The organism is Microcoleus sp. Pol17C6 (assembly GCF_036701145.1).
Taxonomy (GTDB): Bacteria; Cyanobacteriota; Cyanobacteriia; order Cyanobacteriales; family Microcoleaceae; genus Microcoleus.
The window spans coordinates 1-11,552 of record NZ_JAUBQH010000102.1; the positions used below are offsets into that span (position 1 = coordinate 1).

An 11,552-nucleotide genomic window follows, 5' to 3' on the forward strand; every position below is an offset into this window, starting at 1 on the left:
TCTGGCTTTTCGCTCATCTGACTACATTACCATATTTTTCGGCTCTCTGCGGAACTATTTTTTACCTGAATCCTTACACGAGATTAACTATTTTAAAAAAACCTATTTTGCCTTGCTTGAGTCGGCAAGCGGACGCAAGCTTTAGTGTGTCCCTATCTGGCTGCTACCTCACAGTTTGTTTTCATATGTCGCAAATACCTACAACCCTATAGGGTTGAAATTCTCGTTTACTCAAAAAATGCGACGCTTAAGCTCTGCCATTTGATGACACAGGATCATAAGTGGTACGGATTAACCCTAGGGTTGATCATTATAGCCAAGTGGATGAAACCTAAGCCGGATAAAGGTTTGACGCCTTGACTGAAATAATCAGGGAGCTAATGGATAATCAACGCCTGAAACTCTTGCTCCGTGACGGTTTGAGGAGTGAAATATTTTGTCGGCCTCTAGGGTTCGGCAAAATACTTTATAGGTGAAGTGGAGACGATAAACAACTACCCGTCAATAACGCAGTGATATTCAGCCGAAGCTGCCTTGTACATCGCTCTCATTAGCTCCGTCTCCCAGCCTCATCTATAAGCCTAGAAGTCAATTCGCACTCCAAAACTACTGTCGCTTGTTGGCAGCTCAACGCTTGCTCCGAATCGACAACAGCTCCACAGCGAGCCGCTTCCTTTCCTCTCCCCGGCGGTCATATTTAGCCACAATTGCAGGCGAAGAATGCCCCGCCAGCTCCGCCACAGTCACGATATCAACTCCAGCATCTAGCAAATCCGAGCAAAAAGTCCGGCGGAAATCGTGAGGAGAAAACGACTCCACTCCCGCCTCTATTGCCCGCTTTTGCAAAATCACTAATACCGCCTGGGGTGTTAGCGGTCTGATATGTATCCGACCCATCTTCCAGGCCGGACACAACAACGCTCCCGCTTCCAGACCCCGAACCACGAGCCAATCTTCCACCACCTTCACAGCATTGCCAGGAAGGTACACCGTGCGGTCTTTGTTCCCCTTACCGCCTCGTACCTTCATAGCACCCGTGCGAGCATTAAAGTCCCTCAATTCCAGCTTCACCACTTCAGCCCGGCGCAAACCCACCCGCAGAATCGCCAGCAGAGCCGCATCCCGAGCGCCTGCCGGAGTCGAGTCATTGTGGCACACCTCAAACAGAGTGGCAATTTCATCAGCGCTCAAGGCCCGCCCCCTGAGTTTGTCAGATGTCCTAATTTTAGGCAAATCGATCGCCTTGGCATAGTCAGTCGCGCTCATCAAATCCAGCCGCAGTGATTCTTTCAACACCCGCTTCAGAGCACACATCATCTTTTTAGCAGTAGCCGGAGAGTGCTGTGCTATCAATGCCCCTTGCACCGCAGCCGTATGCTGGTAGCGCAGCGTCGCCCAATTCAGCGTCATCGCGTCGCACTGCCCCTCCGTCAGCAAAGACGCGATCGCATCAAGAGACTGCCGCATCGTCGGCTGTGAGCCGGGTGCCAACAGAGAAAGGTACACCGCCACCGGGTGATTCGTCAGCGGCAGAGGCTGTGGCAACAAGAGCGTTAAATCTGAGGTAACAGCGTTCAAAGGACGACCTGTGAAATTGTCAGAACAGCATTTCTAGGAATTCCTCTTAATTGTCGGACAATTAGTGCAATCACAACAAAAAAAGTTTGACTGGCCCCTGGAAATTGCTGCAAGTGCGGGAGCATCAACAGATGCTCCCGTTTCTCCTTCAATTTTTGTTGCTTGTGGAGCTTTTAAAGGAATTAATTAAGAGGGAGTTTAAGTAGGTAGGCGGAATTAAACTCAACTATGTAACTGTATGTAAACAGGGCTGACTTAGCCACGCTTAAGGAATTTGGATACTTTACAGTCGTTTACATAATTGCGTTTTACAGCGCCTACTTACTTAACGCGCCCGACAAAGAAGTCAATTTGCTTTCTCTGACCGTGAAACCTTCACCCTGAATAACATTATCTGCCATTCAACCTTGACCCTATACGATTGAGTTATCTAGGGAGAGCAGGCAGCCGTGCGATCGCGGATATCCTAACTGAGGGTGGTGCGATCGCCTCAAGAAAGCCAAGGCATTTGTTGAGCTATCAGCATACGGTAGTACGCAGATCGCAGTTAACGGAACGCTATGCCCCAGCGCGACATCGCTTCAGTTGCCTGAAAAGCTAGTTATGGGATATTCATCTAAACAGCTAAAGGTATAATACGTTTAACTGTTTAACCAATTATGGCAAGCTAGCGATTGATCGTTTGATCGTTACCCCAAAGAGCAATTGCCCCAGTTGACTTTGGGTCTAACCAGTCAGACAAAAAACCCTAGATTTTAAAGCAAGCAGCAAATTGCAAGTTTATGAAGTACACCATAGAAACCCGGTTTCATCAAGAAACGGGTTTCGCCTACCTACTTACCTTATTCGTGCTGTAACTGCCAATCTGCGGCTGACCTCAGACTTGATCATAAACGGTTAAACCTATTAGACGTTTAACCGTTTATGACTTTAACACTTAAGCATATAAAAGTGTTAAGCTAAACGATGATTAGACCTTAATAGGATTTTATGTTAAAGGTCGCTATTTTCAATTTCAAAGGCGGTACGGGGAAAAGTACCACAGTTTTAAACTTAGGAGCTTGCCTCGCTGCAAGTAAGTGTCGCGTCCTGCTGCTCGACTTGGATGGGCAGCGCACCCTTAGTTTTGGGTTAGGCCAAGACGGTCAGCAGCCGACAGCTTTAGATTGGCTTCAGGGGGATAACGTAGAGCCCTTAAATACAGAGGTAAAAAATCTGTGGCTGATTCCGGGGGATTTGGGACTGTTCCAATTGCAGTCACCTCATGATTTATTCACCCCAGCCCTCTCTAAGCTGAAGGGGTTTGATGTGTGCCTGATGGACTGTTCGCCAGGGCTTTCCTCTGTTTCGGTACAGGCTTTGTTGGCGTGCGATCGCGTGTTGATTCCGACTTTGTGCGAACCGGCTGCTCTCAAGGGGTTGTCGGAAGCGGTGGAATTAATTCGAGGGGAGCAAACAGGAGTGCCAATTGAGGTGTTACGGACTCGCTATAAGTCGCGCCTGCTGTTAACCCAGGAAGCTGACAGTTTGCTGGTTGAGGCTTCTGTGGAACTGGACTATCGGCTGCTGCATACGGTGATTCCTGACAACATTGCTGTGGCAGAATCTATTGCTCAGCAAAAGCCTGTCACCGCCTATGCTGCCAAGTCCTCCGGTGCTTCATCTTATCGGTTTTTGGCTAAAGAGTGCAAAAAATTGTGGAGGTTGTCGTGAACAAACCTAAAAGTAAAATGGGGGGGATGGGAAAGCTGAGCCAGTTTTCCGGAATTAAGCAGTCACCAGCACCAGTAGATATTGAAGCTGATAGGATACCCGCTCTTGACCCTCCGGTTGAAGCTGCGACTCTGGCTAATTCCAAGGAGAAACTGGTAGCGGTCAATTTCAAAATTACTCGCAACCAGCATGAATGGTTAGCAGATACAGCCAGACTTGTTAGGGACAACAACGCCCAAGCTGTGCCACCAGCAGAACGAGTGTATCCTCAGCATTTGATGGGCGTGGCGATTTCTCTGTTACAACAGGCTGATGTGGACTGGAGCCAAATCAAGAATGTTGAACAGTTGCGTAAACACTTAAACCTATTAGACCTTTAGACAATAAAAGGTATATAGTATTAGGGAGATTGTTTCCGGTTCATCCGAATAATATATTTTGATGATATCAGCGCGAGCGGGAATGGCGATCGCTCTGGTAAACTAGAGAGCGATCGCTGATTTTTTTATTGATTAATAAACAATAGTCCGGACAGTTTTTATATAGCCCAATGGCTTAGGCTCTAAGACTTCGCAGCCCCTGTGGATAATTAAATCAATGTCAGCTCCACCCCTGACTGGCATTTAATTCGACTTTTTTATCCTCCTTGCCCTATAAAGCTTGTAGGAGCGTTCCAAAAACTGTCCGAAGTATTGAATAAAGCGAATTGCTTCATCCATACGCCAAAGCTTAATCCAAACGACTATCCCACAGGCCAATAAACTGGTCTCTCCCAACAAGAGAAGCTAAATTAGGCCAGAGGGTTTTTTCAACTCCCTCCATGCCTGCACCAATTTCACCGCCGTAAAGCAAGATGCGGCTAAGAGCGCTCAATTTCTTCATTTTCAAGGCGTTGGAGTGTCTTTAACTCGTCTTAATGTTGAGTGTACTTTTGGCTAACTACTTATAACTGTTCGGCTCTGAAATTTGGCTCTAATTTTATGGCCTGATGGATGCAGTAAAGAGCAGGTTCGGTTTCGCCCAGGTGGTGATAACACTGGCTGAGGTGATATAAAGTCTTGGGTTGTAAGCCGTGCAGTTTAAGGGACTGTTGGAAGTACCCAGATGCTGTGCGATAGTCTTGCAGGGCGATCAGGAGTGTGCCGAGTTGGAAGGCGAGGTCTTGGAATTCACCGATCGGATAGTAGGTGTCCCAGACGTTATGGATGAGTTGGATGAGTTCTTGTCGCTGAGTGTCGGAGGCAGATTCAGCGTGGGATTGGAGGACGGAAAGGCAGGCTAAGAAGATTTTGGCATCCCAACCACTAAGGCGGATGTAGGCGACCGCTTGTTGTAGGGTGAGGCGATCGCAGTGAAGGTCGAGAGCTTTTTTGAGGCTGAAAAAGTCGTCGGGGCTGAGGTTGATAATGGCATCTTGATAGGCATGACGGGTTTCGGCGTAGTCGGTGGGGGGATGACCGAAGAAGAAGGCGGAGATGTTGAGGCTGGCATGGTGATGCGGGGTATGTAAGGCTTGACCGCCCAGATGGGTAACGTATTGCCCGATCGCGTGGTAGTTAACCATGAGAGAGAAGCAGTTGCCGTGGAAGACCATGTGGTCTTGGAGATGCACAAATACGAGTCATTGTTTCCCATAAAAATCCCTTTCCACCTAGACTGATGGAATGCAGTTATTCAAAATTTCAGAAGAAATTTAGGGAGGGGAGGGAGATAACAGCGACAGACTTCCTGTTAGATATCTGCCAGTTATCAGGGAAACTTTTGATCTCCAAACAATAGCTTCTCTTTACCCAAAGTCTCATAAGGGTAATTTAGGTTCAACTTTTGTGCAGCTTTTCGGTTAATGTTTACTTTTCTTAACAAACCCTTTTTTCGACTGGGATGGGTTTTTCCCTTTGCCTCGCTTGCCTTTACCACCTACATGAAGAGAACCATCTGGTTCCAACACCATTAATTGTAGATTGGGATTATTACGCGCACTTCTCACAACACGTTTCTTAATTTTTATATAGCTGGAGTAAATTTGGCGACGAAATTCGTCATCCTGTTGGGCAATATCTTCAGCGAAAAATCTTAAGGCTTCTTCTGTAGCATCGCAAGTGGCTATCTTCGTCAAGTCGAACTGAGAGCTGTCAGCGAATTTCCGTTGATGAAGTGTATTAAAGTCTTCTCGGATGCGTTTTGACATCACATCACAAGAGTATTGTTTTCCCTGTAGTTCAGGTTGTTTGCTAAAAATCCCGTTTTTGAAAAAAGTCTCTTGAAGGCGCTCAAAATGGCAGCTCCACCACAGTTCTGTCGCGCTAGTAACTTTTAGGAAATCTTGCCCATACAACGGAGCTCGCTTCACAATCTCTTGGCAAAGGTTTAATAAAGCCCACGATTCCTCAGCGTGGGGCTTAAAGTCAAATTCCCATGAGAAACGCAGTTCTGGAGGGTCAGATAGGGAGGAATCATGGCTCTGCTTGTCAAAATGAACAATCCATTTCTGGATGGCTTTGAATACCTCTCGATAATGATTCAGTAACCTCTGGAAATCCCCTTCTTGATTAGATGACAAAATCTGGTTTGCTTTCAGAACAAAATCCGGTAATTCTCCTAAGGTTTTAATATAGGTGTCTCGACTGGGTTTTTCTGAGTTTTGTAGTTCCAATCTCCAGATAATCGGATTGTAGATCGTAGGTTGCTGCTCTGTAGAGTTCCTTTCTGTCATGGAAATTTGGTAGTAAGTATTAACCAACTTACCTAAATTATAGAAAAATTTGGCGTTGCTTAACCTGGGAATAAAAAAACAATTTGAAAATCCAGAAGCTTTGTGCCTACTGGTTTATATGACTGGCATATTTAGCTTTTCAAACCATAAATCAGCAACACCATAAAAAAATATTAAAAACATGAATTTGCCTAGGATAATTAGTATACTTATATTGTGAGCATCTGTTGGCTCATTTAGTGAATTTGAGCAGGAAACTACTGCAAAAGTGTCTGACAAATGCCTTTATCTGTGTGCATGAATGTAGTCCACAAAGTAAAATCTAGGACGAAGCCAGAATCTCAGCCAAGTGTAAGCTCCTAGACCTAGTAGTGCTATCACAACTAAGGGTAAGCCCACATTAAGTCGCAATTCATCAGGAAAAAGAGCAACAGTGCAAACAGTAATTACAAAGTAGCCTAAAAGCAATGCTTGTAAGCGTTGCACGACCAAAAGTGCTTTTCGACAGCTACTACAATGTTGGGTGTGTTGTTTGTAGCGATCCAGCGTTTGTTGACGATCGTTATTGATATTCCGTGTCGGTGGAACATTGATTCCAACTTCGCTCCAGGGTAGTTGTCCGTGACAATAGCGATCAAACCAGTTCCTAAACTCAATTACTAAACGGTCTGCACTTGTAGGTAACTTATAGGCAGTTTTCCAGCTTTGGGTAGATTTTGCTTGTTGGAGAAAATACTCTTGCTGCTGTAGAAGAATCATATCTCCATCAAGAACAACATTGCGATTGGTGATGTGATCCCACCAACGGGGTTTAAGACGAGAGAGTGTTTGACCAAAGTTACGGGCAAATAGAGCGACAATTCTTGACTTCCCAGGAGACACAGGTATACAGTAGGTGATTAATCCCAACTGTTTGCCGTCATCGCCAAAACTGACCGCATACTCCAAGCGACAAGGGGGTTCAAAAGTGATTTTTCTTTGAAAAGGCCCAGCTATTGCTACTTCAATCAAATTAGGTGTTGATTGCACCATTTTGAAGGCAATCGATCTTGCTTGTTTGCGATTGCCCTGCACGCCGTGATGAGCGAAAGGAACATGACTCGGATCTGCCACATTTTCCACAAGGGTTTCCCAGTCATATTCTAAATCTCGTACAAAAGAAGACCAAACAAACCCTTTAGCTGCATCTATCTGCGGTGATAAAGGTAAGGGTGTATTTGCAGCTTGTTCGCTTGATTTTGCGTCTGGCCAAATCCAGAGTAAATCCTGTTGCTGACGAACTGGTAGTGCTACAGCACACAGATTTTCTTTATTCTTGCTTACAAGTTCTGGATTTTCCGCTTGGGGAATATGAGTACAAATTCCCTGCTCATCAAATTGCCAACCGTGATAGCTACACATTAAATTCCCTGTTTCGTCATCAATGCGCCCCTCACTTAGGGGCGCAAGGCGGTGGGGACATCGATCTAAAAACACTTGGAAAGTTTCAGATGATTTGGGTTTCCAGATAACTAAACGCAGTCCCAAAAGTGTTACTGAAGTTGGTTGCTTGGGATCTAAGTCTTCGAGTGGTATCATAGGATACCAATGCTCAAAAAAATTGAATTCTGGTTTCATTTGACAAAAAGTTAGGGTGTCGGGGTAGGGAAAGAAAAAGACCTCCAGGTTTCCTTGGGTTATTCTGGGCGCTCGCACAAGAAACGAAGGTGTCGTTATATTTTACCCCAGACGTTCGGGAACAACGCCGACATTCCGCTGCGGATTATTCAAGAAATTAGCGGTCACAGTAACCTCGAACAGTTGCAGCACGAAGAAAGAGGTGAAGCCGGATCAAGTCAAAAGAAGGATCGCAAGTCTTTCCATGCTTTCCCACACGCGGAAATGCAACAATCCCCATCTATAACTTAGAAACGCTACAAAAGCTACCTTGTTAGGTAGAGGAGTGTAGTTTCAAAGGTTAACACAGCAGACTTAACTATAAGCATTAAACTATAAACCTTATAGTCAAACCAGGTAAAACTATACAGAGCAAGGATTTGACGTGAAATCACTCTTCAACCCAATCAAAAAATGCTTCTGGGATGTCTTCCACCCAATCACGAAGCGCTTCTGGGATGGAGGTAATCTTATTGTCACTGAGTTCAAGCCATGCCAGATTTGACAGTTGCTCGAGCGCCTCTGGGATGGAGGTAATCTTATTATTATTGAGGCAAAGCCCTATCAGATTCGACAGTTGCCCGAGCGCCTCTGGGATGGAGGTAATCTGATTACCACTGAAGGAAAGCCCTTCCAAATTCGACAGTTGCCCGAGCGCCTCTGGGATTGAGGTAATCTCATTGTTATTCAGGCTAAGCGATTTCAGGTTCGACAGTTGTCCAAGTGCCTCTGGGATGGAGGTAATCTCATTTCGATTGAGTTCAAGCCATCTCAGATGCGACAATTGCCCGATGTCCTCTGGGATGGAGATAATCTGATTTCTGCTGAGGTCAAGCTCTGTCAGATGCAACAATTGCCCGAGCACCTCTGGAATGGAGGTAATCTCATTGTCACAGAGTACAAGCCGTGTCAAATGCGTACACTTGACAATTTCCGGTGGCAATTCTTTCAGACTCAGCCACGACAAATTCAGTTCTATCAATTTTTCATTGGCAGCTCGCTCAATTTTTCGCACCGCTTCCTCTGGCGTCATATCCTTTGTCTCTCCGTAGTATTTATTTTATGGTGACGATTAAATCTAGCCTATTGGAAAAAACGGTAGGAATCAGGATATGGCCCAAAACTAGCGAAGCTGACACGAACCGCAAAGTAGGACTTAAAATCATTGCCGGGTAAGGGCTTGAGCGCTTATTTTTCCCAAATCGAGATCCAGGCTATTTGAGAACATCAGGTACGTAAAGAAAGGTAAATATTACTCAGATCGCTAAAGTCCAGCTTGTTTACTAAAACTTCTGCCTGTCGAGAGCTGGATTAAAAGCCTTTGCTGGCAAGGGTTCCCGCTGTTATTTCGTTTCCCACAGCAGAGTATAACCAATACTCTGCTGTGGGAACTGAGTATTTGCAAGGCACACACGAACAGTAAGCGAAAAAATGCCTGTAATCATTACCAGATGAGGGTTTTAATTGCTACTTTGCGGTCTATGGCAGCTTCGCTATTCCTACGCCGATATGGCACCGAGACAACACACTAATGCCGTTTCCGGAAAATTAACCGGGCAATGAATATGTTTTAGGAAGGAACTTATCCTGACCTAGGGCTTAAAAGTGATAAAGCTCGGTCAGGTTAAAACGCATAAGCTGACCCAAGGCTTCAAGTCACGGCAAAACATCCCATTTTTTAGTTATTGATGAGGCATGATCCTTTTTGATTTTCCTTGTCCCGGTTTTTTCGCTGCAACTTTTCCCCGCTCTGGCTCTTCGTCTTTCTTGGGAAAAGAAGAGTTTGATAAGAGAAAGTTATTGTCTGGATTTCCCGGCGAGCTGTTTTTGACGCATAATGTTTGCTTATCAATCGCGGCCTGAATGCGCCCCCTCCGCCACCTAGCTGAGACAAGACGATGATTGAGAACGTAGACATTGCAGTGAGGCTGCCACCATTCCCCGCGCATCAAAATTAAGCCGTCCTCCACGCATAGTTTTGGGGGCATATTTTGAAGGAGTGGCAGACGCTCCACAAGTTGTTTTTTGACTATTGGCGGCAATTCTTCACGAAAGCCTCGTACAGGTGCAGCCGTCAGTCTGTAGCTATTGGAAAGGTGGCGGCTCACAGTCGAGGGAGAAATTCCCCTCGACTGTGCGATCGCCTCAATACTTCCGCCGTAGAAGCGGAAACCCGATTCACAGAACATGAACCGCTCGCTCTTCCCCAGTACCCGCGCCGGTTTTTCGCAGGTGTGCAGAGCGGTCGGCGCAATTAGCTGCGTCGGTTGCCCAGGGTCAGAACCCTGGGCTTGTATTTGCCGCATCTCTTCTTGCCGTTGCCGGTGAAAAGATGCTCGTTGCAAATGTTGTGCTTCCACTTCTGTAGCGATGATGTGGATGTTAGCTAGTTCGTCAATGTTGATGGCGGCGACCGGGCCGAGCTTGTCGATTCCGGCGATCGCGATCGCTTTTTCGAGGCTGGTGTAAAAAACTGTAACCCAGTTGCCGCGCTGTAGGTAATTGCGGATCAACCCGGAATTCTTGGCGGCACACAATAATTTTCGGATGTGTCCGGCGCTGCGATTTAAAATTCTGGCTGCTGCCGTGATGTTAAATTTTCCCGTCCCACACCCTTTCGGTTTGCCGCCAGGACTGCGACGGGATAGGTCGAAGCGGCGCGCGAGCAACCAGACGCTCATCTGGCGGCCGAAGTGCTCGAACAATCGCACCGGGAAGCGCACCAAATCTAACTCCTCAGCGCCGACATACTCGCTATGCCAATTTTCGCAGAGGTCGATCAGCCATTCGGGAGCGATCGCCGGGGGAGTGTCGAGCGGATTGTTGATCCAAATATAAGGTTTGTTTGTCGCCGGGTGGAGGCTTGGGGGTAACACGCTTTGAGTGCCGAGCCAGCGAAACTCTAAATATTCTTCCTTACCGTCATCACCAGTAACTTCGGTGGCGATGCGTAGATTGCGTAACCGGGGCCAATCGGCGAATGGCACTGAGAACAAACACTGCTTTCTGCCAGCACGGCCACTCGACCACGCGGTTGTCTTTGAAAAAGGTGTGAGGCTGTTGCTGCCTGCTAACTTGGCTAACATCTTGGCCGCTGATTCGCCATCGATGTCAATCGCTAACAGCCCGTTGCCCAGCTTTAAGCCAACGCCTGTAGCCTTGCCAGTTTGGAGTTCAGCAAGAATTTCTGGGTGATTATATGATTTGTGAGTCCATCCCTTTTTATAAGCCCGTTTACCGCAGACAGGTACTAGCGGCCAAGTGTAAGGGATTTCAAGTGAAATGCAATCTTGACTAAATTGGTCAAGATAATGTAACTTGCTTTGTAAGGTCATACTCGCCCTAGACAGGAGGTATGACCGCTTTTTTTTGGGCGGGCTCTAAATAAGTTTGCGCCGCAGCACGTGCGGTGATAGACTGAAATTAACTTTTTAAATTTTTGTGGCCCGCCCAAACAGCGGCCATTTTTTTTGGCAATTTTAGGGCTAACCGGAAGCTAGCTCTAGTTCTTGCAATCGGTTGCAATCACCGTCGTGATCCCAAACTTATCGCACTATCAATAATAGTATGATCAAGGAATCAACTTGGCAATAGTAAATTCATTAAATTCCTGGGCTGCAATCATTCTTTACACATTTATTGCTAGTAACAATAAATCTATGTATGCCTCGGTCTTGTGTCATCCCAGCAGCACTGCTGGCGAGTTGCTCTTTCATGAAGTGGAAGGCAAAAGATCAGCTAATAGAAACTCATAGAAATACAAAATGATTCTGTATTGCGTAATAAGCTAGTGTGCACGTAACTTTCACGAGATTGTAAGGATTCAGGTCTGTGATTGAGGAATAAGAGAAGGCATAAAAAAGTTACAAGAATGGGCAGATATAGCATCACG

9 protein-coding genes are annotated in these 11,552 nt (G+C 46.1%); 2 read left to right on the plus strand and 7 right to left on the minus strand.

Going from position 1 to position 11,552, the window contains the following annotated elements; genetic code table 11:
• Positions 1 to 627: 627 nt before the first annotated feature.
• Complete coding sequence (locus tag QUA25_RS27825) at positions 628 to 1,578, minus strand: tyrosine-type recombinase/integrase (RefSeq protein ID WP_333042843.1); 951 nt, start codon at positions 1,576 to 1,578, stop codon at positions 628 to 630.
• Positions 1,579 to 2,568: 990 nt separating this feature from the next.
• Here QUA25_RS27825 and QUA25_RS27830 point away from each other — a divergent pair.
• On the plus strand, positions 2,569 to 3,291 hold the full coding sequence (locus QUA25_RS27830; RefSeq protein WP_015179842.1) for a ParA family protein: 723 nt from the start codon (positions 2,569 to 2,571) through the stop codon (positions 3,289 to 3,291).
• Positions 3,288 to 3,671: a hypothetical protein gene (locus tag QUA25_RS27835; protein ID WP_333042846.1), complete on the plus strand. Its 384-nt coding sequence runs from the start codon at positions 3,288 to 3,290 to the stop codon at positions 3,669 to 3,671. Before QUA25_RS27830 ends, QUA25_RS27835 begins: the two co-directional genes overlap by 4 nt.
• Positions 3,672 to 4,020: 349 nt before the next feature.
• Here the strand turns inward: QUA25_RS27835 and QUA25_RS27840 are convergent, their stop codons facing one another.
• The 6 genes from QUA25_RS27840 to QUA25_RS27865 all read right to left on the minus strand — a co-directional run bounded on the left by QUA25_RS27840 (position 4,021) and on the right by QUA25_RS27865 (position 10,995).
• On the minus strand, positions 4,021 to 4,173 hold the full coding sequence (locus tag QUA25_RS27840; RefSeq protein WP_333042848.1) for a hypothetical protein: 153 nt from the start codon (positions 4,171 to 4,173) through the stop codon (positions 4,021 to 4,023).
• 61 nt (positions 4,174 to 4,234) lie between these two features.
• Positions 4,235 to 4,855 (minus strand): tetratricopeptide repeat protein, encoded by a 621-nt coding sequence (locus tag QUA25_RS27845; protein ID WP_333042849.1) that lies wholly within the window; start codon positions 4,853 to 4,855, stop codon positions 4,235 to 4,237.
• Positions 4,856 to 5,131: 276 nt separating this feature from the next.
• A complete protein-coding gene (locus QUA25_RS27850) occupies positions 5,132 to 6,004 on the minus strand; it encodes a hypothetical protein (protein WP_333042850.1) in 873 nt (290 codons plus the stop codon).
• A 285-nt stretch (positions 6,005 to 6,289) separates the two neighbouring features.
• Positions 6,290 to 7,582, minus strand: coding sequence for a Rieske 2Fe-2S domain-containing protein (locus QUA25_RS27855; protein ID WP_333042851.1), 1,293 nt, complete (start codon positions 7,580 to 7,582; stop codon positions 6,290 to 6,292).
• A gap of 469 nt (positions 7,583 to 8,051) precedes the next feature.
• Positions 8,052 to 8,693: a leucine-rich repeat domain-containing protein gene (locus tag QUA25_RS27860; RefSeq protein WP_333042853.1), complete on the minus strand. Its 642-nt coding sequence runs from the start codon at positions 8,691 to 8,693 to the stop codon at positions 8,052 to 8,054.
• 649 nt (positions 8,694 to 9,342) lie between these two features.
• Positions 9,343 to 10,995 (minus strand): bifunctional DNA primase/polymerase, encoded by a 1,653-nt coding sequence (locus tag QUA25_RS27865; RefSeq protein WP_333042855.1) that lies wholly within the window; start codon positions 10,993 to 10,995, stop codon positions 9,343 to 9,345.
• Between the last annotated feature and the right edge of the window lie 557 nt (positions 10,996 to 11,552).